Origin of the sequence: Streptomyces vietnamensis, assembly GCF_000830005.1 — a bacterium.
Classification (GTDB): domain Bacteria; phylum Actinomycetota; class Actinomycetes; order Streptomycetales; family Streptomycetaceae; genus Streptomyces; species Streptomyces vietnamensis.
On sequence record NZ_CP010407.1, the window covers coordinates 6,168,778 to 6,194,531 of the forward strand.

General features: G+C 73.3%; 25 protein-coding genes. 12 read left to right on the forward strand and 13 right to left on the reverse strand.

The annotated features are described in order from the left end of the window. Positions 1-190 precede the first annotated feature (190 nt). Positions 191-508 (forward strand): hypothetical protein, encoded by a 318-nt coding sequence (locus SVTN_RS45700; RefSeq protein WP_078908521.1) that lies wholly within the window; start codon positions 191-193, stop codon positions 506-508. Here SVTN_RS45700 and SVTN_RS27765 read toward each other — a convergent pair. The 3 genes from SVTN_RS27765 to SVTN_RS27775 form a co-directional block, all read right to left on the reverse strand. Continuing rightward, positions 456-1,247, reverse strand: a complete 792-nt coding sequence (locus SVTN_RS27765) for an SDR family NAD(P)-dependent oxidoreductase (RefSeq protein ID WP_041131555.1) — start codon at positions 1,245-1,247, stop codon at positions 456-458. The genes SVTN_RS45700 and SVTN_RS27765 overlap by 53 nt on opposite strands. Before the next feature lie 32 nt (positions 1,248-1,279). Then, on the reverse strand, positions 1,280-2,086 hold the full coding sequence (locus tag SVTN_RS27770) for a DNA-formamidopyrimidine glycosylase family protein (RefSeq protein WP_041131556.1): 807 nt from the start codon (positions 2,084-2,086) through the stop codon (positions 1,280-1,282). A gap of 102 nt (positions 2,087-2,188) precedes the next feature. Next, entirely contained in the window at positions 2,189-6,889 is a 4,701-nt protein-coding gene (locus SVTN_RS27775; protein WP_041131557.1) for an ATP-dependent helicase, read from the reverse strand. Positions 6,890-6,980: 91 nt separating this feature from the next. Between SVTN_RS27775 and SVTN_RS27780 the strand changes: the two genes are divergently transcribed. From SVTN_RS27780 to SVTN_RS27790, 3 genes are read left to right on the forward strand one after another with little or no spacing between them, the layout of a single operon-like run. Further along, complete coding sequence (locus SVTN_RS27780) at positions 6,981-7,832, forward strand: AraC family transcriptional regulator (protein WP_041131558.1); 852 nt, start codon at positions 6,981-6,983, stop codon at positions 7,830-7,832. A 54-nt stretch (positions 7,833-7,886) separates the two neighbouring features. Then, on the forward strand, positions 7,887-8,633 hold the full coding sequence (locus SVTN_RS27785; RefSeq protein WP_052499326.1) for an AzlC family ABC transporter permease: 747 nt from the start codon (positions 7,887-7,889) through the stop codon (positions 8,631-8,633). Continuing rightward, positions 8,630-8,938, forward strand: a complete 309-nt coding sequence (locus SVTN_RS27790) for an AzlD domain-containing protein (protein ID WP_041131559.1) — start codon at positions 8,630-8,632, stop codon at positions 8,936-8,938. The genes SVTN_RS27785 and SVTN_RS27790 overlap by 4 nt, the downstream gene beginning before the upstream one ends. A gap of 181 nt (positions 8,939-9,119) precedes the next feature. On the opposite strand, the gene SVTN_RS27795 is transcribed toward SVTN_RS27790, so the two are convergent. Further along, positions 9,120-10,049, reverse strand: coding sequence for a hypothetical protein (locus tag SVTN_RS27795; protein WP_041131560.1), 930 nt, complete (start codon positions 10,047-10,049; stop codon positions 9,120-9,122). A gap of 79 nt (positions 10,050-10,128) precedes the next feature. Between SVTN_RS27795 and SVTN_RS27800 the strand changes: the two genes are divergently transcribed. The 6 genes from SVTN_RS27800 to recX all read left to right on the forward strand — a co-directional run bounded on the left by SVTN_RS27800 (position 10,129) and on the right by recX (position 15,409). Further along, entirely contained in the window at positions 10,129-10,323 is a 195-nt protein-coding gene (locus SVTN_RS27800) for a DUF3046 domain-containing protein (protein ID WP_030221389.1), read from the forward strand. A 268-nt stretch (positions 10,324-10,591) separates the two neighbouring features. Beyond that, positions 10,592-11,722, forward strand: coding sequence for an AI-2E family transporter (locus SVTN_RS27805; protein ID WP_041134296.1), 1,131 nt, complete (start codon positions 10,592-10,594; stop codon positions 11,720-11,722). A gap of 137 nt (positions 11,723-11,859) precedes the next feature. Further along, positions 11,860-12,645, forward strand: a complete 786-nt coding sequence (locus tag SVTN_RS27810) for an SGNH/GDSL hydrolase family protein (RefSeq protein ID WP_041131561.1) — start codon at positions 11,860-11,862, stop codon at positions 12,643-12,645. A 42-nt stretch (positions 12,646-12,687) separates the two neighbouring features. After that, positions 12,688-13,521, forward strand: a complete 834-nt coding sequence (locus SVTN_RS27815; protein WP_425429057.1) for an alpha/beta fold hydrolase — start codon at positions 12,688-12,690, stop codon at positions 13,519-13,521. A gap of 183 nt (positions 13,522-13,704) precedes the next feature. Next, positions 13,705-14,838 (forward strand): recombinase RecA, encoded by a 1,134-nt coding sequence (gene recA, locus SVTN_RS27820; protein ID WP_041131563.1) that lies wholly within the window; start codon positions 13,705-13,707, stop codon positions 14,836-14,838. Positions 14,839-14,842: 4 nt separating this feature from the next. Then, a complete protein-coding gene (gene recX, locus SVTN_RS27825; protein WP_041131564.1) occupies positions 14,843-15,409 on the forward strand; it encodes a recombination regulator RecX in 567 nt (188 codons plus the stop codon). Between the two features lie 322 nt (positions 15,410-15,731). On the opposite strand, the gene SVTN_RS27830 is transcribed toward recX, so the two are convergent. The 8 genes from SVTN_RS27830 to SVTN_RS27860 all read right to left on the reverse strand — a co-directional run bounded on the left by SVTN_RS27830 (position 15,732) and on the right by SVTN_RS27860 (position 22,141). Further along, a complete protein-coding gene (locus SVTN_RS27830) occupies positions 15,732-16,139 on the reverse strand; it encodes a rhodanese-like domain-containing protein (protein ID WP_041131565.1) in 408 nt (135 codons plus the stop codon). After that, the gene (locus tag SVTN_RS27835; protein WP_041131566.1) at positions 16,136-16,681 is read right to left on the reverse strand and encodes a cupin domain-containing protein; all 546 of its coding nucleotides are present in this window, start codon (positions 16,679-16,681) and stop codon (positions 16,136-16,138) included. The genes SVTN_RS27830 and SVTN_RS27835 overlap by 4 nt, the downstream gene beginning before the upstream one ends. A gap of 116 nt (positions 16,682-16,797) precedes the next feature. Continuing rightward, entirely contained in the window at positions 16,798-16,845 is a 48-nt protein-coding gene (locus SVTN_RS46620) for a hypothetical protein (protein ID WP_309506048.1), read from the reverse strand. Between the two features lie 71 nt (positions 16,846-16,916). Further along, positions 16,917-18,608 (reverse strand): FAD-dependent monooxygenase, encoded by a 1,692-nt coding sequence (locus tag SVTN_RS27840; protein ID WP_041131567.1) that lies wholly within the window; start codon positions 18,606-18,608, stop codon positions 16,917-16,919. Positions 18,609-18,800: 192 nt separating this feature from the next. After that, entirely contained in the window at positions 18,801-19,691 is an 891-nt protein-coding gene (locus SVTN_RS27845) for an amino acid ABC transporter permease (protein ID WP_041131568.1), read from the reverse strand. After that, positions 19,688-20,362: an amino acid ABC transporter permease gene (locus SVTN_RS27850; RefSeq protein WP_041131569.1), complete on the reverse strand. Its 675-nt coding sequence runs from the start codon at positions 20,360-20,362 to the stop codon at positions 19,688-19,690. The genes SVTN_RS27845 and SVTN_RS27850 overlap by 4 nt, the downstream gene beginning before the upstream one ends. Before the next feature lie 117 nt (positions 20,363-20,479). Next, positions 20,480-21,301, reverse strand: a complete 822-nt coding sequence (locus tag SVTN_RS27855; protein WP_041131570.1) for a glutamate ABC transporter substrate-binding protein — start codon at positions 21,299-21,301, stop codon at positions 20,480-20,482. A gap of 54 nt (positions 21,302-21,355) precedes the next feature. Next, a complete protein-coding gene (locus tag SVTN_RS27860) occupies positions 21,356-22,141 on the reverse strand; it encodes an amino acid ABC transporter ATP-binding protein (protein ID WP_041131571.1) in 786 nt (261 codons plus the stop codon). A gap of 295 nt (positions 22,142-22,436) precedes the next feature. Between SVTN_RS27860 and SVTN_RS27865 the strand changes: the two genes are divergently transcribed. Continuing rightward, positions 22,437-23,150, forward strand: coding sequence for a response regulator transcription factor (locus tag SVTN_RS27865; RefSeq protein ID WP_041131572.1), 714 nt, complete (start codon positions 22,437-22,439; stop codon positions 23,148-23,150). 21 nt (positions 23,151-23,171) lie between these two features. Then, positions 23,172-24,584, forward strand: coding sequence for a sensor histidine kinase (locus SVTN_RS27870; protein WP_041131573.1), 1,413 nt, complete (start codon positions 23,172-23,174; stop codon positions 24,582-24,584). 32 nt (positions 24,585-24,616) lie between these two features. On the opposite strand, the gene SVTN_RS27875 is transcribed toward SVTN_RS27870, so the two are convergent. Next, the gene (locus tag SVTN_RS27875; RefSeq protein ID WP_041131574.1) at positions 24,617-25,615 is read right to left on the reverse strand and encodes a TAXI family TRAP transporter solute-binding subunit; all 999 of its coding nucleotides are present in this window, start codon (positions 25,613-25,615) and stop codon (positions 24,617-24,619) included. Positions 25,616-25,754: the final 139 nt, after the last annotated feature.

The window sequence follows — 25,754 nt, forward strand, 5'->3', positions numbered from 1 at the left end:
TTGCGGGGCGCTGACCGGGGCTTTTCTCGTTTTTGTGGGGTTTGGGGCGTTCTGCTGGAGATGCCGGGTTCCGGTGGGGCGTGCCATGGTGGGAGGGACGTACGACTGGGCCGTGTGCGCCGGGTCTGCCTCCGGTGCGCCCTCCCGCAGGGTGATCCTGCCGGTCTAGCGTCGACCGCAGGAGGCGGCCATGGTACGGCGACGGGTTCCGCTGGTGACGCTCGCGCTGTTCGCGTGCGGCCTCGCGGCCGGGGGACTCTGGTGGTGGGCGGTGCTGCGCCTGCTGCTCGTGCCGGCGGAGACCGGGCCGGTCGAGGGGGCGGTGGCCGCGGGCGGCTGGGGGTTGAGCCTGCTGCCGGTGCACGTGGCGGCTTCGTCGGGGCGCGGGCTTTCCGGGGCGGCTGCGCGGGCTCCCCGGTTGGTGACCCGGCTCCCCGGTGCGGTGGCTCGGGGCGTCACCAGGGCATCGCGACGCCGCCGTTGGGGCGGAGGATCTGACCGGTCGTGAACGACGAGGCGTCGGAGGCCAGGTGCAGGACCGCGTGCGCGATGTCCTCGGCCTCGCCGACCCGCCCCAGCGGTGAGTGACGGACCATCGCCGCCTCGGCCTGCAGTTGGGCGGCCGGCTCGTGGCGGTCCGTCATCGGGGTGCGGATCCAGCCCGGGGCGACCGCGTTGACCCGGATCCCGTGCGGACCCGCCTCCGTCGCCAGGGTCTTCGTCAACTGGACGACGGCCGCCTTGGTGACGCTGTAGCAGAGCAGGCCCGGGCTCGCGGTGTCCATCGCGCCCGACGCCATCGTCACGATCGAGCCGTGGACGCCGGAGTCGATCATCGAACGGGCCGCCTCCTGGCACGCGTACAGCACGCCCTTGAAGTTGACGGCGAGGACGCGGTCGAGGTCCTCGTCCCGGGTCTCCAGGACCGTGCTCGTGTGCATGATCCCCGCGATGGCCGCCATGACGTGGAGGGGGCCGGCGGCGCGGACGGCCGCCGCGAGGGCGGGGCGGTCGGTGACGTCCAGGGGGTGGGTGTACGCGGTGCCGGCCCCCTGGCGGGTGATCAGGGCCGCGGTCTCCTTGAGGCCGTCCTCGTCGCGGTCCGCGCAGTGGACGGTGGCACCGGCCCGGGCGAGGAGGGCCGCGGTGGCGCGGCCGATGCCGCTCGCGGCGCCGGTGACGAACGCGGTGCGGCCGGTGAGGTCGTATGCCGGGAGCGCCGCCCGTGGCGGTGGAGTCGTCGTCATGTTCGGACCGTACGGCCGTATCTGACGGATCGTCAATTGCCGGTGTGGTGGTTTCCGTCGGGGCCCCGCTGGCAGCCCGGACACCAGTACGTGACCCGGTCGCCGAGTTCCGCCTTGCGGATCGGGGTGCCGCAGCGGAGGCAGGGGCGGCCCTCGCGGCCGTAGACGTGCAGGGGGGTACCGGGGCGGCGGGTGGTCGTGGTGCGGCGGTCCGGACGCTCCTTGTTCGCCTCCAGGAGGCGGTGGGCCGTGGCCACCAGGCGGGCCGGGACCTCCGGGGCGAGCTCGCCGACCGGGAGCCAGGGGGTGACGGCGGCGAGGAAGGCCAGCTCCGACTTGTACACGTTGCCGATGCCGGCCAGGTTGCGCTGGTCGAGGAGGGCCTCGCCCAGTGTTCTGGCCGGGTCGGCGGCGAGCCTTCGTACGGCCTCCTCGGGGTCCCAGTCCGGGCCCAGGAGGTCCGGGCCGAGATGGCCCACGACGTTCGCCTCCTCGGCGGTACGGATGAGCTCCAGGACCGGGAGGCGGTAGCCGTACGCGGTGGACTCGGCGTTCCCGAGGATCGCCCGGATCTGGTGCTCGGGGCCGCCGCGCGGGCGCTCCCCGGTGGCGTACACCCGCCAGGCGCCGTCCATCCGCAGATGAGAGTGGAGGGTGAGCCCGCCCTCGATGCGGGCGAGGAGGTGCTTGCCGCGCGGGGTGACGTCGAGGAGCGTGCGGCCGGTGAGGTCGGCGGTCGCGAACCGGGGCACGCGGAGGTCCGCGCGGGTGAGGACCTTGCCGGCGAGCGCGGTGTGCAGGCGGTGGGCGGCCTGCCAGACGGTGTCTCCTTCGGGCACGGGTCCATTGTGCGGGGCGCGCCGCCACGACCGGACCCGCCGTCCGCCGCGGGCCGCACGCCGCAAGGGCACCGCCCATGAAGGTGCGGGCGTGCACGAGGGTCAGGGGCGGAGGCGGAGGCCTCGGGGGGTGGCCAGGAAGCCGGCGGATTCCAGGGGACGGGACAGGGGGGACGTCAGGGACGGCATGCCGTTGATGCGTTCCACCGTGACCGTGCCCAGGAACCCCGCCCGCGCCGACGCCGCCAGCGCCTCCGCCGCCGCCCCCAGGCCCGCGTCCTCCGGGTCCGTCGGCCAGGAGAGGACCGTCTTGCCGCCGCGCTCCACGTAGAGCGTGAGCTCGCCGTCGACCAGCACCACCATCGCCCCCGCCTTGCGGCCCGGCTTGTGACCGGCGCCGGTCGGGGGCTCGGGCCAGGGGAGGGCCGCGCCGTAGGCGTTCGCGGGGTCGGCCGCCGCCAGGACCAGCGCGCGCGGGCCCGCCGCGGCCTCCGCGCCCCGGTCGCGGGCCGTCGCCGCCGCCCGCAACCGGTCCACCGCCCCGTCCATCGCGAACTGGGCCGCGCCCAGACCCTCCACGACGTACCCGCGCCGGGCCTGCCCGCTGTCCTCGAAGGCCGCCAGGATCCGGTACGTGGCCGAGAAACCGCCCTCCACGCCCTCGGCCGCCACCGCGCCCCGGGTGACCACGCCGTGCCGGTCCAGGAGCGTGCGGGCCAGGGCGTGCGCCCGGTGCGTCGGCTCCGGTTCGGGAGGCGGAAGGAGCGACCAGCGGCCCGAGACCGTCGGCGGGCCGGTGCGGGACGCCGGGCGGGCCGCGGCGGTCAGCGTGCCGTACCGCCCGCGCGGGACCGTGCGCCGCGCGCGGTGCGCGGTGGAGCCCGCCGTGCGGCCCGAACCGAGGAGCGCACGCAGCGGGGCCAGGGTGTCGTTGGTGAGCCGGCCCGACCAGGCCAGGTCCCAGAGGGCGTCGGCGAGCTGCGGATCGGTGGCGTCCGGGTGGGTGGTGGCCCGGATCTGGTCGGCGATCTGCCGGAAGAACAGGCCGTACCCGCCGGAGAGGGCCGTGAGCGCCGATTCGTGCAGGGCGGTCAGCTCCAGGGGGTGCGCCGGCGGGAGGAGCAGCGGGGCCGCGTCCGCCAGGTAGAGGGAGACCCAGCCGTCCTTGCCCGGGAGCGAGCCCGCGCCCGCCCAGACGACCTCGCCGGTCGTCGTCAGTTCGTCGAGGAGCGCCGGGGAGTAGTCGCGGACCCTGGACGGCAGGATCAGTTTCTCCAGGGCCGAGGCCGGGACCGGCGCGCCCTGGAGCTGCTCGATCGCGCGCGCGAGGCCGTCGATGCCGCGCAGGCTGTTGCCGCCCAGGTGCTGCCACTGCGGCAGGAAGGTGGCGAGGGCCGCCGGGGGCACCGGCTCCAGCTCCTGGCGCAGGGCCGCCAGGGAGCGGCGCCGCAGCCGCCGCAGGACGGTCGCGTCGCACCACTCCTGGCCGATGCCCGAGGGGTGGAACTCGCCCTGGACCACTCGGCCCGAGGCCGCCAGGCGCTGGAGGGCGCCGTCGGTGACGGCCGCACCGAGGCCGAAGCGGGCGGCGGCCTGGGAGGAGGTGAACGGGCCGTGCGTGCGCGCGTACCGCGCGAGCAGGTCGCCCAGCGGGTCCTTGACCGGTTCGGTGAAGGCCTCGGGCACGCCGACCGGCAGGGCCGTGCCCAGGGCGTCCCGGAGCCGGCCCGCGTCCTCGATCGCCGCCCAGTGGTCCCGGCCGCCGATCCGCACCCGGATCGCACGGCGGGCCGCCTCCAGCTCGGGTGCCCAGCCGGCCTCGGCGCCGCGCTCGGCCAGCTCCGCGTCGGTCAGCGGGCCGAGGACCCGCAGCAGGTCGGCGACGCCCTCCACGTCCTTGATCCGGCGGTCCTCGGCCAGCCACTGGAGCTCCCGCTCCAGCTCCGTCAGGACCTCGGGGTCGAGGAGCTCGCGCAGCTCCGTCTGGCCGAGGAGCTCCGCGAGCAGCCGGGAGTCCAGGGAGAGCGCGGCCGCCCGCCGCTCGGCGAGCGGCGAGTCGCCCTCGTACAGGAACTGCGCCACGTAACCGAAGAGCAGCGAGCGGGCGAAGGGGGAGGGCTCGGGGGTGGTGACCTCGACGAGGCGGACGCGGCGGGACTCGATGTCCCCCATCAGTTCTTCGAGGCCCGGGAGGTCGAAGACGTCCTGGAGGCACTCGCGGACGGCCTCCAGGACGATCGGGAACGAGCCGAACTCGCTCGCCACCTGGAGGAGTTGGGCCGCGCGCTGCCGCTGCTGCCACAGCGGGGTGCGCTTGCCCGGGTTGCGCTTGGGCAGCAGCAGGGCGCGGGCGGCGCACTCGCGGAAGCGGGAGGCGAACAGCGCGGAGCCGCCCACCTGGTCGGTGACGATCTGCCCGACCTCGCCCTTGTCGAAGAGGGTGTCGGCCGCGCCGACGGGCGCCTTGTCCGCGTCGTACGTCGTGTCCAGGTGCCGGTCCGGGTCGACCGGCTCGTGATCGAGGAGGTCCAGGCCCATGTCCAGGCCCATCAGGTCGGCGTCCGGCAGGCGCAGCACGATGCCGTCGTCCGCGTGCATCACCTGCGCGTCCATGCCGTACCGCTCGGCGAGCCGCGCGCCGAGCGCCAGCGCCCACGGGGCGTGCACCTGCGCCCCGAACGGGGAGTGGATGACGACCCGCCAGTCCCCGAGCTCGTCGCGGAAGCGCTCGACCAGGATCGTCCGGTCGTCCGGCACGTGGCCGCAGGCCTCGCGCTGCTCCCTGAGGTACGCGAGGACGTTCTCCGCGGCCCGGGCGTCCAGGCCCGCGGCGAGCAGCCGCAGACGCGCGTCCTCGTCCCCGAGGGCACCGACCTCGCGGAGGAACGCGCCCACCGCCCGCCCCAGTTCGAGCGGGCGGCCCAGCTGGTCGCCCTTCCAGAACGGCAGCCGACCCGGGACGCCGGGCGCGGGGGAGACGAGCACCCGGTCCCGGGTGATGTCCTCGATCCGCCAGGAGGTGGTGCCGAGCGTGAAGACGTCGCCGACCCGCGACTCGTACACCATCTCCTCGTCGAGCTCTCCCACCCGTCGCCCACCACCACCCTTGCCGGAAGCGCCATGCGCTGCCCCTTCTGACGGGCCCCCGCCCTTCTTGGGGTCCGAGCCCGCCAGGAAGACGCCGAACAGGCCCCGGTCGGGGATCGTGCCGCCCGAGGTGACGGCGAGCCGCTGCGCGCCCGGCCGTCCCGTGACCGTCCCGGCGACCCGGTCCCAGACCACGCGCGGGCGCAGCTCGGCGAAGGCGTCCGAGGGGTAGCGGCCGGCCAGCATGTCCAGTACGCCGGTGAACGCCGACTCCGGCAGCGACGAGAACGGGGCCGCGCGGCGCACCACCGCGAGCAGGTCGTCCACCTGCCAGGTGTCGAGCGCGACCATCGCGACCAACTGCTGCGCGAGGACGTCCAGCGGATTGGCGGGGATCCGCATCGACTCGATCGACCCCGAGCGCATCCGCTCGGTGACCACGGCCGCCTGCACCAGGTCGCCCCGGTACTTCGGGAAGACCACGCCCGTGGAGACCGCTCCCACCTGGTGGCCCGCGCGGCCCACGCGCTGGAGCCCCGAGGCCACGGAGGGCGGCGACTCGACCTGCACCACCAGGTCCACCGCGCCCATGTCGATGCCCAGCTCCAGGCTGGAGGTGGCCACCACGGCGGGCAGCCGGCCCGCCTTCAGGTCCTCCTCCACCTGGGCGCGCTGCTCCTTCGACACCGAGCCGTGGTGGGCCCGGGCGAGCAGCGGCGGGGCGCCCTGCGCCGCCCCCGACTGGGCCATGACCTGGGCCGGGGGAGCCCCTTCGGGCAGTGGCTCGCCGGTCGCCCGCTCGTACGCGATCTCGTTGAGCCGGTTGCACAGGCGCTCGGCGAGCCGGCGGGAGTTCGCGAAGACGATCGTGGAGCGGTGGGCCTGGACGAGGTCGGCGATCCGCTCCTCGACGTGCGGCCAGATCGACGGCTTGTCACCGCCGTCCTTGCCCTCGGAGGCCGGGGAGCCGCCCAGCTCGCCCATGTCCTCGACGGGCACGACGACGGAGAGGTCGAACTCCTTGCCCGACGGCGGCTGCACGATCTCCACGGCCCGCCCCGGGGAGAGATAGCGGGCCACCTCGTCGACCGGGCGGACCGTGGCCGACAGGCCGATCCGGCGCGCCGGGCGGGGCAGCAGCTCGTCGAGCCGCTCCAGGGAGAGGGCCAGGTGCGCGCCCCGCTTCGTGCCCGCGATCGCGTGGACCTCGTCGAGGATGACCGTCTCCACGCCCGTCAGGGCCTCGCGCGTGGCGGAGGTCAGCATCAGGAACAGGGACTCGGGGGTGGTGATCAGGATGTCCGGCGGCCGGGTCGCGAGCGCCCGGCGCTCGGCCGCCGGGGTGTCCCCGGACCGGATCCCGACCCGGACGTCCGGCTCGGGCAGGCCGAGCCGCACCGACTCCTGCCGGATGCCGGTCAGCGGCGAGCGCAGGTTCCGCTCGACGTCCACGGCGAGGGCCTTCAGCGGCGACACGTACAGCACGCGGCAGCGCTTCTTCGCCTCGGCCGGCGGAGGCGAGGCCGCGAGCCGGTCCAAGGAGGCGAGGAACGCGGCGAGGGTCTTGCCCGAGCCGGTCGGCGCGACGACGAGCACGTCGGAGCCCGCGCCGATGGCCTTCCAGGCGCCCTCCTGCGCCGCCGTGGGCGCGGCGAAGGCCCCGGTGAACCAACCACGGGTCGCGGGGGAGAACGAGTCGAGCGCGGACCTGACCATGTCCCCCATCGTGCACCCGACCACTGACAACCGTCCGGACCTGGGGGAATCCCGATCGTCGCGGGGCGCCGGCGGGGCGCAGAATGGGGGGATGGCGAGGGACGGTGCGAGCGGGGAGGAGCGGGCGCGGTACTGGCAGTACGCCGAGCTGCCCGGGGTCGACCTGCTGCACGCCCACTACATCCGCAAGGCCTTCGCCCGGCACACCCACGAGTCCTTCGTCTTCGCCGCGATCACCGAGGGCGTCGAGGCCTTCCACTACCGCGACGAGCTCGTCCACGCCGGGCCCGGGCAGATCGCCCTCGTCAACCCGGACACCCCGCACACCGGGCACGCGGGCGTGCCCGAGGGCTGGACCTACCGGACGATCTACCCCGACGCGGAGATCGTCCGGTCGATCGCCGCCGACACCCTCGCCCTGCGCGGCGAGGTCGGTTTCACCTCGCCCGTCGTCGACGACCCGTACGCCGCGCAGCTCGTCGTCGGCGTCCACCGGGCCGCCGAGGAGGGCAACGCGCTTGCCGCGGACAGCCTCCTGCGCCTGGTCACCGCCCGGCTCCTGCGCAGCCACGGAGGGCTGGTCACCCCGCTCCCGCCCCGCTCGGCGGGCGCCCGGAACGCGGCACGCGCGCGCGAGGTCCTGGAGACCGGGATGGCCGAGCCACCGACCCTGGAGCGGCTCGCCGCCGACCTCGGCACCAGTCCGTTCGCCCTGCTCCGCGCCTTCCGCGAGGCGTACGGGATGCCTCCGCACACCTGGCTCACCGACGCGCGCGTACGACGGGCCAGACAGCTCCTCGACGCGGGGACGCCCCCGGCGGAGGCGGCCGCCGCCGTCGGCTTCACCGACCAGTCGCACCTCAGTCGGCACTTCACCCGCAGCGTCGGGGTGCCCCCGGGCGCCTACCAACGCGCGCGGGGCGCCGGACGGCGGGCTCCGTAGCCGCCGCAAGAACGTACAAGACCGGGGCCGCAGCAGCCCCGTAACGTCCCTGACGTGGCAGAACAGACAGCACCAGCACCTCCCGTCATACGTGACGGCACCCCCGCCAAGCCCGACGCGGCCGTCGTCCGCGACGCGCTCGGCGTCGGCGTCGCCGTCGGGCTCTCCGGCTTCGCCTTCGGCGTGACCTCGGCGGGCTCCGGCCTCAGCCTCCTCCAGACCTGCGTCCTCAGCCTGCTCGTCTTCACCGGCGCCTCGCAGTTCGCCCTGGTCGGAGCGCTCGCCGCGGGCGGCAACCCCTTCACGGCCGCCGCCGGTGCCTTCTTCCTGGGCACCCGCAACGCCTTCTACGGGCTGCGGCTCTCCCAGCTCCTCGCCCTGCCGAAGGCCGTCAGGCCCTTCGCCGCGCACTGGGTGATCGACGAGACCACGGCCGTCGCGCTCGCCCAGCCGTCCCGCCGGGCCGTCCGGATCGGCTTCACCGTCACCGGACTCACCCTGTACGTCCTGTGGAACCTGACCACGTTCCTCGGAGCGCTCGGAGCCGAGGCGATCGGCGACACCGTGGCCTGGGGGCTCGACGCCGCCGGACCCGCCGTCTTCCTGGCCCTGCTCGCCCCCATGCTGAAGTCCGCGACCGAACGCGCCACCGCCGGGATCGCCGTCCTGCTCGGCCTCGGGCTGCTGCCCGTCCTGCCCGCCGGCGTCCCGGTCCTCGCCGCCGCCCTCGCCGCGCCCGCCGTGCTCTGGGCCCAGGGCCGGCGCACGGCCTCCACCGGAGGAGAGAAGGACCCCCGATGAACGTCTGGATCGCGATCGCCCTCACCGCCGCCGGGTGCTACCTCGTCAAGCTGATCGGCCTGCTCGTGCCCGCCGGAGCGCTGGAACGCCCGCTCGTCAAGCGGCTCGCCGCCCTGCTCCCCGTCGCACTGCTCGCCGCGCTCACCGCCCAGCAGACCTTCAGCGCCGGCCACGACCTGGTCCTGGACGCCCGGGCCGCCGGGCTCGCCGCGGCCGCCGTCGCGCTCGTCCTGCGCGCGCCGTTCCTGGTCGTCGTGGGCGCGGCCGTCGCCGTCACGGCGGGGGTACGGGCCCTGGGCTGGTGACGGCGACGGCAGGGGTCGTACGGGGCCGGTGAGCGGGCGCCCGGGGCCCGTCTCCGTACGAGCCCTGGTCCGCCCCCGTACGAACCCTGGTCCGTTCCCGTACGAGCCCCGGTTCGTCTCCGTACGAGCCCCGGTCCGTCTCCGTACGAGCTCCCGGTCCGCCCCCGTACGAGGCCCCCGGTCAGCCGATGGCGCGGCCGTGTGCCCGCAGGGTGCGCAGGGCCTCGATGGTGACGATGGGGCGCCACTCCAGGGCCGAGCCGGGCGCCCAGGCGCGCCAGCGGATCGGCCAGCCGCCGTCCTCCTGCTGGTCGGCTTCGAGCCGGTCGAGCGAGCGGGCCATCTCCTTGTCCGTGAACCAGCGCGCGGCCAGCGAGTCCGGCACGCGCGCGTAGTCGTGCGGATAGTGGTGCTCGCCGGGCGCGTAGCCGTCCGAGACCGGGTAGTCCTCCGGCCGGTCGGGCTCCAGGACGGCGAGCCGCTGCTCACGGACGAGCCGGCCGAGCCGGTCGGCGGCCGCCTCCGCGCGCGGGCGGTCGGGGGCCCCGTCCAGGAAGGCGAGGGCCGCCTGGATCTCGTACGGATGGGACGTCTCCAGCGACTCCACGGCCGACCAGCAGAACTCGGTGGCCCGGAACAGCCACGCGTGCCACACCTGGTTGCGGTGCAGCACGCCGACCACCGGACCGGTCGAGAGCAGCGCGCTCGGCGGGGAGTCGACGACCGGGACGAAGGGCGCCGACGGGTAGCCGCGCTGGGACGGGTGGACCGCCGGGAGCGCCCCGTCGTGCGTGGACACCTCCGTGAGGTAGCGGCAGATCCGTTCCACGCGCAGTCCGCCGCAGCGGCCGATGGAGTCCAGGACCCGCAGCCCGTGCGCGGTGTGCAGGGGCTGGCTCACGGGGCCGCGCAGATCCGGTTCGAGCGCGTGTCCGTAGCCGCCGTCCTCGTTGAGGTACGCCATGAGGGCCGTCTCGACCTGGTCCGCGCCACCGCGCAGGAAGTGGTAGGCGAACCGGCGCTGTTCGAGGACGCGGGCCGTCAGCCAGACGAAGCGCTCGGCGCGTGCCCGGGGAGTCGAGGGCGGGGTGGAGAGGGGATTTTCGGCCATGCTCCGACCGTAGGGCGGAAAAGCGCGGTGACAAGACCTGCGGAGCGGGCTGCACTCTTGGGAGCGGGATACTGGGGTCATGCGGTTGACGATTTTCTGGGAACGGATGGCCGACCACTTCGGTGCGTCCTACGCCGAGTCCTTCGCGAGCGACCACGTGATGGCGGAGCTCGGGGGCCGGACGGTACGGGAGGCGCTGGACGCCGGCTGGGAGGCGAAGGACGTGTGGCGTGCCGTCTGCGCGGCCGTCGACGTACCGGCCGACAAGCGGTGACCGGAAGGCGAACCGCGGGGTGACCGGAGGGGATGTGAGGGGTCCCGGGTGGAATGTCCGTGCGGTGCGCGAGACTGGCGGGGTGGCCCCGACTGACGACACCGAGAAGACCGAACCGAACGATGCGCCCGACGTACTCGATGCGACCGACGCGACGGCTTCCCGGGCCCCGGGCCCGATCGAGGGAGCCGGACCCGGAGCCGAAGGGAGGGCCGCGGCCGCCCCGTCGGTGGACGCCGTGGCCGGCCCGGCCGCCGGGCCCGCGCGGATGCCGCGCTGGCTGCCCCGCGCGCTGGTGCTCGCCCTCGCGCTCTACGCCGTCTTCCAGCTCGGCAACTGGGCCTTCCACCAGCTCGTCGGCCTCCTCGTCAACATCCTGCTCGCCTTCTTCCTCGCCCTCGCCATCGAGCCGGCGGTCGGGCGCATGGCGGCGCGCGGAATGCGCCGCGGCCTCGCCACCTTCCTCGTCTTCTTCGCCGTGACGGTCTTCGGCGTCGGCTTCGTCGTCCTCCTCGGCTCGATGCTGGCCGGTCAGATCGTGGACATGGTCGAGAACTTCCCGAAGTACCTCGACTCGCTGATCAACTGGAGCAACCAGAACTTCCACACGGACCTGTCGCGCGTCGAGGTCCAGGACAGCGTGCTGAGCTCCGACTGGCTGCAGAAGTACGTGCAGAACAGCGCGTCCGGCGTCCTCGACGTCTCCGCCACCGTCCTCGGCGGACTCTTCCGGCTGCTCACGATCTTCCTGTTCTCGTTCTACTTCGCGGCCGACGGGCCCCGGCTGCGGCGCGCGCTCTGCTCCGTCCTGCCGCCGGCCCGGCAGACCGAGGTGCTGCGGGCGTGGGAGATCGCCGTCGACAAGACCGGCGGCTACCTCTACTCGCGCGGTCTGATGGCCCTCATCTCGGGCATCGCGCACTTCGTGCTCTTCGAGATCCTGGGCGTGCCGTACGCCCCGGCGCTCGCCGTGTGGGTCGGCCTGGTCTCGCAGTTCATCCCGACCATCGGCACCTATCTGGCCGGTGCCCTGCCGATGCTGATCGCCTTCACGGTCAACCCCTGGTACGCGCTGTGGGTGCTCGGCTTCGTCGTGATCTACCAGCAGTTCGAGAACTACATGCTGCAGCCGAAGCTCACCTCGAAGACCGTCGACATCCACCCGGCGGTGGCCTTCGGCTCGGTCATCGCGGGCACGGCGCTGCTCGGGGCCGTCGGCGCGCTGATCGCCATTCCGGCCGTCGCCACCCTCCAGGCCTTCCTGGGCGCGTACGTGAAGCGGTACGACGTGACGGACGACCCGCGCGTCCACGGCCACCGGAGGTACGGCGAGGCGGTCGTGGCCCGGCTGCAGAAGGCCCTGCACCACAAGAAGGAGCCCTCGCAGGAGGAGTCCTGACCCTTCGGCCGGTCAGAGGCACGAAGGGCCGCGCCGGCAGGCCGAGCACGGTTCCCGACTCTGTTGACCGAGTTGAGTAGTCAAAAAAGTGAATATGATGGTGGGCGGCGCACGAGTGGTCGAGGAGGGCGGAGCCCATGTCGGACGGCACTTTTCTGCGGTACGTCGCCCTGGGGGACAGCCAGACGGAAGGGCTCGGTGACGGAGACGACACCGTCGGGCTGCGGGGATGGGCGGACCGGCTCGCGGAGCTGCTCGCCCGCGAGCACCCCGACACGCTCTACGCCAACCTGGCCGTACGAGGCCGCCTCGCCGGGCAGGTCCGCGCCGAGCAGCTCGGGCCCGCCCTCGAGCTCCGGCCGGACCTCGCCACGGTCGTCGCCGGCGTCAACGACCTGCTGCGGCCCCGCTTCGACGTGGACGCGACGGCCGGGCACCTAGAGGCGATGTTCGCCGCGCTGACCGGGCAGGGGGCCCGCGTCGCCACCCTCACCTTCCCCGACGTCGGCCGGATCACCCCGCTCGCCCGCCCGCTCGGCCCCCGCGTCGAGGCGCTCAACGAGCGGATCCGCGCGGCCTCGCGCCGGCACGGCGTCACCGTCGTCGAGACCTCCCGCCACCCCGTCGTCACCGACCCCCGGCTGTGGAGTCCCGACCGGCTGCACGCCGGTCCGGTCGGCCACGCGCGCATAGCCGCCGCCGTCGCCCACGCGCTCGCGCTGCCCGGCTCCGACGACTCCTGGACCCGTCCCCTGCCCCCGCGGGCCCTTCCCACGGGGCTGGGCGCGGTGACCGCCGAGCTCCGCTGGGCCGGCTCCTTCCTCGGTCCCTGGCTCGGCCGGCGCCTGCGCGGCCGCTCGTCCGGCGACGACCGCCGCGCCAAGCGGCCGGAACTGCTGCCGGTGGCGACCGGTCCCCAGTAGGTTCGTGTCGCGGAAGGACGCGTCGGGAGGGATGGCCCCGTGGTGGTCGAGACCGATCTGAAGCTGGGCGACGGGCGCGTGCTGCACGTCTACGACACCGGGGCGGGCCCCGGCGCGGCCGTCTTCTGGCAGCACGGGACGCCGAACATCGGCGCGCTCCCGGAGCCGCTCCTCGCGGATTCCGCCCGGCTCGGGGTCCGCTGGGTCTCGTACGACCGCCCCGGGTACGGCGGATCGACTCCCCGGCCGGGCCGGGACGTCGCCTCGGCGGCCGACGACGTCAGGGCCGTCGCCGACGCCCTGGGGATCGACCGGTTCGCCGTCATGGGGCACTCCGGCGGCGGCCCGCACGCCCTGGCCTGCGGTGCGCTCCTGCCGGAACGGGTGCTCGCCGTGGTCGCGGCGGCGAGCCTCGCCCCCTTCGACGCCGAGGGACTCGACTGGTTCGCGGGCATGACGGCGTCCGGCGCGGCGGGCCTGCGGGCCGCCGCCGAGGGGCGGGCGGCGAAGGAGGCGTACGAGGCGACCGCCGCGTACGACCCGGAGATGTTCACCCCCGCCGACCACGCCGCGCTCGCCGGGGAGTGGTCCTGGTTCGACGAGGTCGTCGGCCCGGCGGTCGAGGGCGGGCCGGGCGGGCTGATCGACGACGACCTCGCCTACGTCGGCCCATGGGGATGCGATCCCGCCCGGGTCACCGCGCCGGTCCTCCTCCTGCACGGCGACGAGGACCGGATCGTGCCGAGCGCGCACGGCCGGTGGCTGGCCGGCCGCTGCCCCGGCGCGGAGCTGCGGCTCGGCCCGGGCGACGGGCACGTCTCCGTCCTCGGAGCCGGCCCGGAGGCCCTGGAATGGCTCGTCGACCGGGCCGCCTGACGACCGCGTGGTGCGCTTGACACCAAAATCGAACATCCATTCTCATGGAAGCCAGACCCTTGGAATCACGGGCTTGTCGCCGAGTTGTCCACAGGTCGAAGGGGACGTCGGGGCCCGTTGTCAGTGGCAGGGGTTAGCGTCTTTCACATGAAGCGATCGACTCAAGCAAACCGGGTGGAACCCATGGCAGGAACCGACCGCGAGAAGGCGCTCGACGCTGCGCTCGCACAGATTGAACGCCAATTCGGCAAGGGCGCCGTGATGCGCATGGGCGACCGCACCCAGGAGCCGATCGAGGTGATCTCCACCGGATCGACCGCCCTCGACGTCGCCCTCGGTGTCGGCGGCCTGCCGCGCGGCCGTGTCGTGGAGATCTACGGACCGGAGTCCTCCGGTAAGACGACCCTGACCCTGCACGCCGTGGCCAACGCCCAGAAGGCCGGCGGCCAGGTCGCCTTCGTGGACGCCGAGCACGCCCTCGACCCCGAGTACGCCAAGAAGCTCGGCGTCGACATCGACAACCTCATCCTGTCCCAGCCGGACAACGGTGAGCAGGCCCTCGAGATCGTCGACATGCTGGTCCGCTCCGGCGCCCTCGACCTCATCGTCATCGACTCCGTCGCCGCGCTCGTCCCGCGTGCGGAGATCGAGGGCGAGATGGGCGACTCGCACGTGGGTCTCCAGGCCCGCCTGATGAGCCAGGCCCTCCGGAAGATCACCAGCGCGCTCAACCAGTCCAAGACCACCGCGATCTTCATCAACCAGCTCCGCGAGAAGATCGGCGTGATGTTCGGCTCGCCGGAGACCACGACCGGTGGCCGCGCCCTGAAGTTCTACGCCTCGGTGCGCCTCGACATCCGCCGCATCGAGACCCTCAAGGACGGCACGGAGGCGGTCGGCAACCGCACCCGCGTCAAGGTCGTCAAGAACAAGGTCGCCCCGCCGTTCAAGCAGGCCGAGTTCGACATCCTCTACGGCCAGGGCATCAGCCGTGAGGGCGGCCTGATCGACATGGGCGTGGAGCACGGCTTCGTCCGCAAGGCGGGCGCCTGGTACACGTACGAGGGCGACCAGCTGGGCCAGGGCAAGGAGAACGCCCGTAACTTCCTGAAGGACAACCCCGACCTCGCCAACGAGATCGAGAAGAAGATCAAGGAGAAGCTGGGCGTCGGCGTCCGGCCCGAGGCTCTGTCGGCCGAGCCGGGTGCGGACGCGGCGGGCACCGACGCGGCCGGTGCGGACGACGCCGCCAAGAGCGTCCCGGCTCCCGCGAGCAAGACCGCGAAGGCGACCAAGGCCACCGCGGTCAAGAGCTGAACCGGTGACCGGGCGCACCGAATGGCCGGGTGACAGCCCCGACTCGTCGAGGGCCGAGAAGGAGCTGTCACCCCAGGACCCGGCTGAGCGGGCGCGCGCGATCTGCCTGCGCCTGCTCACCGGGAACCCCCGCACGCGCAAGCAGCTCGCCGACGCGCTGCGCAAGCGGGAGATCCCCGACGAGGTGGCGGAGGAGGTCCTCTCCCGCTTCGAGGACGTCGGTCTCATCGACGACGCCGCCTTCGCGGGGGCCTGGGTGGAGTCCCGCCACCACGGCCGGGGCCTCGCCCGCCGGGCCCTCGCCCGGGAGCTGCGCACCAAGGGCGTCGAGCCGACCCTCATCCAGGAGGCGGTGGACCAGCTCGACTCCGAGCGGGAGGAGGCCACGGCGCGCGAGCTCGTGGACCGCAAGCTGCGCGCCACCCGCGGCCTCGACCGCGACCGGCGCCTGAGACGGCTCGCCGGGATGCTCGCCCGCAAGGGGTACCCCGAGGGCATGGCCCTCCGCGTCGTCCGCCAGGCGCTGGAGGCCGAGGGCGAGGACACGGACGGGCTGGACGAGCCCTTCTGAGACGAGCCCTTCTGAGCCGAACCTTCCTGAACGGGTCCTTCTGACACGGGGGGACAGAAGGACCCGTCCGGTTTCGGCCCGGGGGTGCCTGGCCGGGTGCGGGTGCGGCCGGGAACTCGAGGCCAGGGCTGGGCCCGGCCGGGGCCTGTGGTCAGGCGTCGGCTCGGGCCGGGTGACGTTTCGTCAGGTGGATGTCGGCCGGCGGGACCCGTGAGGCGGCGCCCGTTCGGCCAGGCGCCCGTTCGGCCAGGCGCCCGTTCGGCCAGGCGCCCGTTCGGGCGGGCGCCCGGTCGGGCGGGGTGGCTCGTGGCCTGGCGTTCCGTCAGGCTCGGTTTGCCGGGAGGAGGACCGGGAGGCCGGCCGCCTTCCAGGCCTGGAAGCCGCCGATGAGGTCCGTCGCCCGGTGCAGGCCCAGGCGGCGCAGGGACTCGGCCGCGAGGGAGGAGGCGTAGCCCTCGTTGCAGAGGACCACCACCCGCAGGTCGTGGCTGTCCGCCTCCGCCGCGCGGTGGCTGCCCAGGGGGTCGAGCCGCCACTCCAGCTCGTTGCGCTCCACGACCAGCGCGCCCGGGATCAGACCGTCCCGTTCCCGCAGGGCGGCGTAGCGCGTGTCCACCAGGAGCGCGTCACCCGCCTCGTACGCCTCGTAGGCGGCCCGGGGCTCGATCCGGTCGAGGCCCGACCTGACCCGCTCCAGGAGCTCGTCGATGCCCACCCGCTCCTCGCTCACTGCCAGTCCTCCGGACGCTCGACCTGCTCGAGACGGAGCACCGCGCCCGTCCGGCTGAACCGCCGGATCAGCGGGAGCGGCGGATAGTACGCGTGCACCGACACCGCGTGGGTGTCCGTGGACTCGTTCAGCACCTCGTGCACATGGTGGCGGCCGAAGGCCCGGCCGGTGCCCTCCGGAAGACGCCGGGAGCGGTCGAGGCCGTCGGCCAGTTCCAGGGTCTTCCAGCCGCTCGCCGGCAGCCGGACCGCGAGCGCGTTCTCGGTGAGCGTCCCGCGCGCGGTCGCGAAGGCGCCCAGCGACTCGGCGTGGTCGTGCCAGCCGGTGCCGGCGCCTGGCGGCCAGCCGATGAGCCAGGCCTCGCTGCCGCCGGGGCCGTCGAGCCGTACCCAGGTACGGCCCTCGGGGTCGAGCGGCAGGGAGTCGACGAGCTCCGTGTCGGCGGCCGTACGACGGACGAAGTCGAGCAGTTCCGCCGAGGTCGGGGAGGGGGTGGAAGTGGGGGACAGGGCAGGGGGAAGGGGGGTGACGTGCTGAGGCACGGGTGACCGTCCTGAGGTTCGCGAAGAGCGCGCGACGGCCCACGGCACACGGAGGTACGACAGAGCTACGACGGACGTACGTCGGTGGCGGGGCGCGCGCGGGGAAGGGGGCGAGATCAGCAGGACGGGCGACACACGCAGCCCGCATAGCGGACGAGGTCCATATGGACCCTCCGCCACAGGCGCACATCGGTGTCGGTCACGCTCCGGAGTACACCATGCGCGCCTGCGGGAATCAATGCGTGTCCGCCGTGCGGTCGCTCGACACGGACACTTCGACGGCCTCCTCCGAGGGGGCCGTCTCCGCGGGATCCTCCTCGGTGGCCGGGCCGCCGCGGGCCGCGTCCGCCGCCGCGTACAGCTCCTCCGGGCGGACCCCGGAGAAGGCGGCGACGAGGTGCCCGTCGGGCCGTACCAGCAGGACGGCGTGGGCCGGAGCCCCCGGATAGGCCTCCGTCACCAGGACCTCGGCCTTCGCCGGGAGCGCCTCGACCGCCTCTTCGAGCCGGGGCATCACCCCCGCGCTGCGCCAGTGGCGCCGGTCCCACACCCCGGTGCCGGGGGCGACGAGGAGGACCAGGAGACGGCCCTGGCCGAGCCGGTCCCGGAGCCGTACGGTCGTGCCGTCGGGGGCGGTCACGCGGACGTCCTCGACCGGCGCGCCCGCCGGGGTGCCGACGGGCGTCTGCCCCTCGGTGTACGGAGGCGCGAGGGGGGAGTGGGGGTACGCCGGGGGCGCGCCGAGCGGGCCGCGCCCCACGTGGCCGTCGGTCAGCAGGGCGTCGTGGCCGCGCGTGGCCCCGGGCAGGTACGTCCGCAGGCCCCTGCCGCCGCGCAGCACCGGCAGCGACTGGTCCGCCGCGCGCAGTCGGGTCGCGACGGCCGTCCGCCGCTCGCTCTGGTAGCTGTCGAGCAGCCGCTCCGAGCCGCCGTGGTGCCAGGCGTGGGCGAGCTTCCACGCGAGGTTGTCCACGTCCCGCAGCCCCTCGTCGAGGCCCTGGGTGCCGACCGCGCCGAGCAGGTGCGCCGCGTCCCCGGCGAGCAGGACCCGGTCCACCCGCCAGCGGCGGGCGAGCCGGTGGTGCACGGTGTGGACGCCGGTGTCGATCAGCTCGTACGGGGGTGTCACGCCCTCGCACCAGCCGGCCAGGGTCTCGCGGATCCGGGCGACCAGCGCGTCCGGGGTGACCAGGTCGCCGCGGGGCGGCAGCAGCCAGTCGATCCGCCACACCCCGTCGGGCAGCGGGCGCGCGGTGATCTCCTCGGCCGCGCCGCGCCACGGGGGCTGACGGTGCAGCAGGGCCTCGCCGGGCCAGGGGAGTTCGGTGCGCAGCGCGGCGACGGCGTGCCGCTCCACCGCCGTGCGGCCGGGGAATCGGATCCCGAGCAGCTTGCGTACGGTCGAACGGGCCCCGTCGCAGCCGACGAGATGGCTGCCGCGCCACCAGGTGCCCGCCGGGCCCCGGGTGTGGGCGACGATCCCGTCCCGGTCCTGCTCGATGGTGTCGAGCCGGGACTCGGTGACGAGCCGGATCAGCTTCTGCCGGGAGATGGCGTCGCGCAGTCCGCGGGCCAGAGCGTGCTGGGGGATGTGCAGCGGGGAGGCCGGGGAGGCGGGCGCGTCGGGGTCCTCGGACCACTCCTCCGTACCGCCGAGCCCGAGGTCGAGGGTGAGTCGGCGGACCTCCTGGCGGCGGCGCATGCCGCGCCAGCCGATCCAGCGGACGCCCTCGTCACGGAGGGTCGTGCAGCCGAGCCGCTCGACCATCGCGGCCATGTCGGCGCGCAGGACGACGCTGCGCGCCGGGCGGGACTCCTCCTTGCCGGCGCCCTCGTCGAGGACGACGCTGGGTACGCCCTGCGCGGCGAGCGCGAGGGAGAGCGCGAGGCCGACCGGCCCCGCGCCCACGATGATCACCGGGTCCACGGCGCGGCTCCTGAAGGCCGGACGGTCATGAGGGCAGCACATCCGAGTGTGGCACGAGCCCGGTGGTTGATCACAGACCGTATGCAACCCACTGAGGGTGCCCGCGTCAAGCGACGGGGTGGGCGCGGTGCGGCCGACCTGAAGTCGGTGCCGCTCCGGCCCACCCCTGTGGTCCCACGGACCCCTGCGGGGTCAGGCGCCGCTGACGGCCTCCGACTTCGCCTCGGGGGCTCCGGCCTGGGCCGGGATGGTCGCCGAGGGGGACTTCCTGCCCTGCCGCAGCCGCCTCTCCAGGCGGCCCGCGAGGGTGGTGAGGAGGAAGTTGATGGCGATGTAGATGAGCGCGATGACCGTGAGGGTGGCGATCGTGTTGGCGCCGTAGTTGGCCGTGATCTGCCGGTTCTGGCTGAGGAGTTCCGCGAAGCCGAGCAGGGCGCCGCCGAGCGCGGTGTCCTTGACGATGACGACGAGCTGGCTGACCAGGGCCGGGAGCATGACGGTCACGGCCTGCGGCAGCAGCACGTACAGCATCGTCTGGCCCTTGCGCATGCCGAGCGCGACGGCCGCGTCGCCCTGGCCCCGGGGGAGGGAGAGCACGCCGGCCCGGACGACCTCCGCGATGACGGAGGCGTTGTAGAGCACCAGGCCGGTGACGACCGCGTACAGCGGGCGGAAGTCGGAGCTGACGGTCGTGAACTCGCGGTACACGGCGCTCGCGAACATCATCAGGAGCAGGACCGGGATGGCGCGGAAGAACTCCACGACCGCGCCGACCGGCACGCGCACCCAGCGGTGGTCGGAGAGCCGGCCGATGCCGAGGGCCGCGCCGAGCGGCAGGGCGATCACGATGGAGAGAGCGGCGGCCCTGAGGGTCTCGGTGAGGCCGGGCAGCAGGTACGTCGTCCAGACCTTGGAGTCGGTGACGAACGGACTCCACTTGTCGGCGTCCAGCTGGTGCTTCTCGTCCAGGGCTCCCAGCACCCACCAGGCCACCAGGGCGAGGACGGCCAGGAAGACGATCGTGTAGACGACGTTGCGCCGCTTCGCGCGCGGGCCGGGGGTGTCGTACAGGACGGAGCTCATCGCTTCACCGCCAGTCGCTTGGCCGCCCAGCCGAGGACCAGGCCGGTGGGGAGGGTGAGGACGATGAAGCCGAAGGCGAAGATCGCGAAGACGGTGAAGAGCGCGTCGGTCTCGTTCTCCATCATCGTCTTCATGAGGAGCGAGGTCTCGGCGGCGCCGATCGCGGCCGCCACGGTGGTGTTCTTCGTGAGGGCGATCAGGACGTTGGCGAGCGGGGTCACCGCGGCGCGGAAGGCCTGCGGGAGGACCACGAGGCGGAGGACCTGGGTGAAGCTCAGGCCCAGGGCGCGGGCGGCCTCGGCCTGGCCCGGCGGCACGGTGTTGATGCCCGAGCGCAGCGCCTCGCAGACGAAGGTGCCGGTGTAGGCGACGAGACCGAGGACGGCGAGGCGGAAGCCGATGTTCTCGGAGCGGTCCGCGCCGAGCGAGACGCCGAGGGTCTGGTTGAGGCCCAGCAGGCAGGCGACGAGGACGACCGTCAGCGGAGTGTTCCGGACGACGTTCACGTACGCGGTGGCGAAGCCCCGCATCAGCGGGACCGGGCTGACCCGCATCGCGACCAGGGCCGTGCCCCAGATCAGCGAGCCGAGCGCCGAGTAGAGGGCGAGCTGCGCCGTCACCCAGAAGGCGCCGAGCAGGTCGTACTGCCCGGAATCAAGAAAGTCGAACACGATGCCCCGCGCTCTCCCCTGGTGGTCGGTCGGTGTGGAGGCCGCCGCGTGGGCGGCGGCCGGTGCCGGTGCGACGGCCGCCCGTGCGCGGGGCGGCCGTCACCACGGAGGCGCGGGTTACTTCTGGACCGCCGGCGCGGGCTCGTACTTGTAGCCCGAGGGGCCGAAGTTCTTCTTGACGAGCTTCTCCCAGGTGCCGTCGGAGACCATCTTCTCCAGCGCCTTGTTGATCTTGCCGCGCAGCTCGTCGTCGCCCTTCTTCAGGCCGATGCCGTAGTTCTCGTCGCTCATCTTCAGGCCGACGAGCTTGAACTTGCCCTGGAGCTCCTTCTGCGAGGCGTAGCCGGCGAGGATGGAGGCGTCCGTGGTCAGGGCGTCGACGGCCTTGTTCTCCAGGCCGGTGAGGCACTCGGAGTAGCCGCCGAGCTGCTGGAGGTCGGCCTTCGGGGCCAGCTTCTCCTTGACGTTCTGCGCGGAGGTCGAGCCGGTGACCGAGCAGAGCTTCTTGGAGTTGAGGTCCTCGACCTTGGTGATCGAGTTGTCGTCGGCGCGGACGAGGAGGTCCTGGTGGGTCAGGAAGTACGGACCCGCGAAGTCGACCTCCTTCTTGCGCTTGTCGTTGATCGAGTAGCTGGCGACGACGAACTTGACGTCACCGTTCTTGATCAGGTTCTCGCGCTCGGCGCTGGGCGCCTGCTTCCAGTTGATCTTGTCCTCGGAGTAGCCGAGCTCCTTGGCCACGTACGTGGCGACGTCGACGTCGAAGCCGGCGTACTTGCCGTCCGGGGTCTTCAGGCCGAGGCCCGGCTGGTCGAACTTGATGCCGATGTTGATCTTGTCGCCGTTGCTGCCGGAGTCGGAGCCGCTGCCACAGGCGGTGGCGGTCAGGGCGAGGACGACGGCGGCCGCGGCGGCGGCGGAGACGCTGCGAAGCTTCATGGAGGAAAGTCCCTTGAGTAGGCGTGAGTTGGGAAGACTAGGTCGTCGGCCGGCTCAGTGGTGAAGGATTTTGGAGAGGAAGTCCTTGGCCCGGTCGCTGCGCGGGTTGCTGAAGAACTCCTCGGGCGACGCCTGCTCGACGATCTTTCCGTCGGCCATGAAGACGACGCGGTTGGCGGCGGAGCGGGCGAAGCCCATCTCGTGGGTGACGACCACCATCGTCATGCCGTCCCGGGCCAGTTGCTGCATGACCTCGAGGACCTCGTTGATCATCTCCGGGTCGAGGGCCGAGGTCGGCTCGTCGAAGAGCATGACCTTCGGGCCCATCGCGAGGGCGCGGGCGATGGCCACGCGCTGCTGCTGGCCGCCGGAGAGCTGGGCGGGGTACTTGTCGGCCTGGGTGCCGACGCCGACCCGGTCGAGCAGGGCCCGGGCCTTGGCCTCGGCGGCCTTCTTCTCCGTCTTGCGAACCTTGATCTGACCCAGCATCACGTTCTCGAGCACCGTCTTGTGCGCGAAGAGGTTGAACGACTGGAAGACCATGCCGACGTCGGACCGCAGCCGGGCGAGCTCCCGGCCCTCCTGCGGCAGCGGCTTGCCGTCGATGGTGATGGTGCCGGAGTCGATGCTCTCCAGCCGGTTGATCGTGCGGCACAGCGTCGACTTGCCGGACCCGGACGGTCCGATGACGACCACGACCTCGCCGCGGGTGATCGTCAGATCGATGTCCTGGAGGACATGCAGCGCGCCGAAGTGCTTGTTGACATCGGACAGTACGACCAGGTCGTCCGCGGCGCGCGGGGTGTCCTCGAGAACCTTGGACACTGACTCTCCGCTCATCGGCCTCTTGCTCCGTCCTCCTCGGTTGGGGAGGACACTAGAGACCCGATGTGACGAGCGTCATCACATCTGAGCGGAAATTGAGGATAACGATACGGCCGCAACCGGACACAGTGCGTGAAGGTGACGCCTCGCGCCGTACCGGGTCCATAACGGAAACGGCTGCGTAACAGGGGGACACTTGACTGTGACACCCATGTTCGGTGTTCATGCCCTGGTGGCACCTGGTACACAGAGAGCCGCCATCGGCAGAACCGAGGACCCAGGACTCAAGGACTTCACGGAGGAGGTACGCATGCGACTGCTGCTCGTCGAGGACGACGACCACGTCGCCGCCGCCCTCTCCGCGATCCTCGCGAAGCACGGCTTCATGGTCACGCACGCCCGCAACGGCGAGGAGGCGCTCCAGGCCGTCCTGCCCACCGCGCAGGGCGAGCGGCCCTCGTACGGGGTGATCCTGCTCGACCTCGGCCTGCCCGACCAGGACGGCTACCAGGTCTGCGGCCGCATCCGGAAGCTCACCACCACCCCCGTGATCATGGTGACCGCGCGCGGAGACGTGCGCTCCCGGATCCACGGGCTCAACCTCGGAGCCGACGACTACGTCGTCAAGCCCTACGACCCCGGCGAGCTCCTCGCCCGCATCCACGCCGTCAGCCGGCGCCGCGCCGGAGCCGAGGAGACCGCGGGGACCGAGGGCGCCACCGACGGGACCGTGCTGCGGCTCGGCCCCGTCACCGTCGAGCTGCCCACCCGCCGGGTCAGCGTCGACGGCGAGAGCGTCCCGCTCACCCGCAAGGAGTTCGACCTGCTCGCCCTCCTCGCCCAGCGGCCCGGAGTCGTCTTCCGCCGCGAGCAGATCATCAGCGAGGTCTGGCACACCAGCTGGGAGGGGACCGGCCGCACCCTGGAGGTGCACGTCGCCTCCCTGCGCTCCAAGCTGCGGATGCCCGCCCTGATCGAGACCGTGCGCGGCGTCGGCTACCGCCTCGTCGCCCCCGCCGCGTAACCCCTCCGGACGGCCCCTGACGTGCGCACCCGACTCCTCCCGCTGCTCATCGTGCTGATGGCCGGCGTGCTGCTCGCCCTCGGCTTCCCGCTCGCCGCCAGCCTCGCCGCGTCCGAGCAGCAGCGGGTCGTCGTCGACCGCCTCGACGACGCCGCGCGCTTCGCCGCCCTCGCCCAGTTCGTCAGCGAGAGCAACCCCGGCACCGACGAGCGGCAGGCCACCCTCAGCGGTGAACTCGCCAGCTACCACGACGTGTACGGCATCCGCGCCGGGATCTTCTACCGCGACAACCGCTCCATGGCCGCCGCCCCCGAGGACTGGGTCGTCCCGTACGACGGGGAGGGCCGGCGCGCCTTCAACGAGGCGCTGCTCGGGCGCCGCAGCCACGACCCGCCCCAGGTCTGGCCCTGGCAGGGCGACGCCCGGCTCACCATCGCCTCGCCCGTCGTCCGCGACGGGGACGTCGTCGCCGTCGTCGTCACCGACTCGCCCACCGGACAGCTCCGCTCCCGCATCCTGCGCGGCTGGCTGCTGATCTTCGCCGGCGAGGCCGCCGCGATGCTCCTCGCCGTCGGCGCCGCCTTCCGGCTCACCGGCTGGGTCCTCCGCCCGGTCCGCGTCCTCGACGCCGTCACCCACGACATCGCCACCGGGCAGATGAACTCCCGCGTCGCCGCCACCGGCGGACCGCCCGAACTGCGGCGCCTCGCCCGCTCGTTCAACGAGATGGCCGACAACGTCGAGGACGCGCTCGAACAGCAGCGGGCCTTCGTCGCCGACGCCTCCCACCAGCTGCGCAACCCGCTGGCCGCGCTGCTCCTGCGGATCGAGCTGCTCGCCCTGGAGCTCCCCGAGGGCAACGAGGAGATCGCCTCCGTACGGACCGAGGGCAAGCGCCTCGCGCAGGTCCTCGACGACCTCCTCGACCTGGCGCTCGCCGAGCACGCGGCGGCCGAGCTGCGCCTCACCGACGTCGGCGCCCTCACCGACGAGCGGGTCGCCTCCTGGCGGCCGGTCGCCGAGGACAAGGGCGTCGACCTGACCGGGGAGTGCGGGGCGGTCACCGCCTGGGCGGACCCGGTGGCCCTCTCCAGCGCCCTCGACGCCGTGATCGACAACGCGCTGAAGTTCACCCCCGCCGGAGAATCGGTCACGGTCACCGTCGTCCCCGACCGGTCGACCGTCGCCGTCGTCGTCGCCGACCACGGGCCCGGCCTCACCGAGGAGGAGCTCGGCCGCGTCGGCGACCGCTTCTGGCGCTCCGGCCGGCACCAGAACGTCAAGGGCTCGGGCCTCGGCCTCTCCATCGCGCGCGTCCTGCTGACGGCGGGCGGCGGAGGCGTGACCTTCGCCCCGAACGAGCCGCACGGGCTCCGGGTGACGGTCACGGTGCCGCGCCACGCGCCCGCGGAGCGGGAGCCGGACAGGCCTTAGGGCCTGTCCGGTGGATCAGGGCCGGACAGGCCCTAGGGCTTCACCGACTGGTAGTAGCGCCGCGCGCCGTCGTGGAGCTTCAGGGGCTCGGTGTAGACCGCCGTCCGCAGGTCCACCAGCTGGGCCGGGTGGACCTGGCGGCCGATCCCGTCCCTGCTTCTGATCACCGTACGGGTGAAGCCCTCCACCAGGTCCTCGTCCGCGTCCACCGTGGTGACCAGCAGGTTCGCCACCGCCAGGGTCGCGACCGGCTGTCCGTCCTGCGCCTTGTCGTAGGCGTCCGCCGGGATCACCGCCGACCGGTAGAACCGGGTCGAATCGCCGACGTCGTGCAGCCGGTCGACCAGCTTCGCGTCCAGCGGGATCAGCCGGATCGGGAAGCGCTCGGACAGCTTCTGCACCGCCTGGGTGGGCAGTCCGCCGGACCAGAAGAAGGCGTCGAGCTCGCCGCGCTCCAGGAGCCCCGGCATGGTGTCGATGCCCGCCGAGACCGGTTGGACGTCCCGGACGGGAGCCAGGCCGGCCGCCGCGAGCACCCGGTCGGCGATCAGTCGTACGCCGGACCCGTCCTGGCCCACGCCGACCCGCAGCCCGCGCAGGTCCCGGACCTTCTGCAGCGAGGAGCCCTTGCGCACGACGAGCTGGACGTAGTCGTCGTAGAGCCGTGCGCAGCCGCGCAGCCGCTCGAAGCCGGGCCTGCGCTCGCGCTGGTACTGGGCCACCGCGTCGGCCGTCGCGACCGTGAAGTCGGCCTTGCCGGTCGCCACCCGGGCCAGGTTCTGCTGGGAGCCCTCGCTGGCCTTGAGCGTTATCGACACCTCGGGCAGGTCCTGCGCCAGGGCGTTCTTGAGGAGCTCCCCGTACTGCTGGTAGACGCCGGTGGGGACGCCCGTGCTGAAGGTGACCGAGCCGCTCGGGGCGGGGGAGCCGAAGGGGGCCAGCCACCACACGAGCACCCCGCCCAGCGCGAGCAGCGCCGCCGAGACCGCCAGGAGACGGCGGCGGGCGGCACGGGAGAGCGAGGCGAACATGCAGCGATCCTGCCAGGTGGCCGACGTGTCTGGCCAGGATCGGCGGTACGGGGACTCCGGGGCGGCCGTCGTGCGGATCGGTGCGCCCGGCGCCGGCGGGCCGGTCCGCACGACCCCGAGTGCGCTCCGCCGAAGTGGT

Coding starts and splice junctions, on each gene's coding strand:
- SVTN_RS45700 (WP_078908521.1), top strand. CDS start 191: ATGGTACGGCGACGGGTTCCGCTGGTGACGCTCGCGCTGTTCGCGTGC.
- SVTN_RS27765 (WP_041131555.1), bottom strand. CDS start 1,247: ATGACGACGACTCCACCGCCACGGGCGGCGCTCCCGGCATACGACCTC.
- SVTN_RS27775 (WP_041131557.1), bottom strand. CDS start 6,889: ATGGTCAGGTCCGCGCTCGACTCGTTCTCCCCCGCGACCCGTGGTTGG.
- SVTN_RS27780 (WP_041131558.1), top strand. CDS start 6,981: ATGGCGAGGGACGGTGCGAGCGGGGAGGAGCGGGCGCGGTACTGGCAG.
- SVTN_RS27790 (WP_041131559.1), top strand. CDS start 8,630: ATGAACGTCTGGATCGCGATCGCCCTCACCGCCGCCGGGTGCTACCTC.
- SVTN_RS27795 (WP_041131560.1), bottom strand. CDS start 10,049: ATGGCCGAAAATCCCCTCTCCACCCCGCCCTCGACTCCCCGGGCACGC.
- SVTN_RS27800 (WP_030221389.1), top strand. CDS start 10,129: ATGCGGTTGACGATTTTCTGGGAACGGATGGCCGACCACTTCGGTGCG.
- SVTN_RS27805 (WP_041134296.1), top strand. CDS start 10,592: ATGCCGCGCTGGCTGCCCCGCGCGCTGGTGCTCGCCCTCGCGCTCTAC.
- SVTN_RS27810 (WP_041131561.1), top strand. CDS start 11,860: ATGTCGGACGGCACTTTTCTGCGGTACGTCGCCCTGGGGGACAGCCAG.
- recA (WP_041131563.1), top strand. CDS start 13,705: ATGGCAGGAACCGACCGCGAGAAGGCGCTCGACGCTGCGCTCGCACAG.
- SVTN_RS27845 (WP_041131568.1), bottom strand. CDS start 19,691: ATGAGCTCCGTCCTGTACGACACCCCCGGCCCGCGCGCGAAGCGGCGC.
- SVTN_RS27855 (WP_041131570.1), bottom strand. CDS start 21,301: ATGAAGCTTCGCAGCGTCTCCGCCGCCGCCGCGGCCGCCGTCGTCCTC.
- SVTN_RS27860 (WP_041131571.1), bottom strand. CDS start 22,141: ATGAGCGGAGAGTCAGTGTCCAAGGTTCTCGAGGACACCCCGCGCGCC.
- SVTN_RS27865 (WP_041131572.1), top strand. CDS start 22,437: ATGCGACTGCTGCTCGTCGAGGACGACGACCACGTCGCCGCCGCCCTC.
- SVTN_RS27875 (WP_041131574.1), bottom strand. CDS start 25,615: ATGTTCGCCTCGCTCTCCCGTGCCGCCCGCCGCCGTCTCCTGGCGGTC.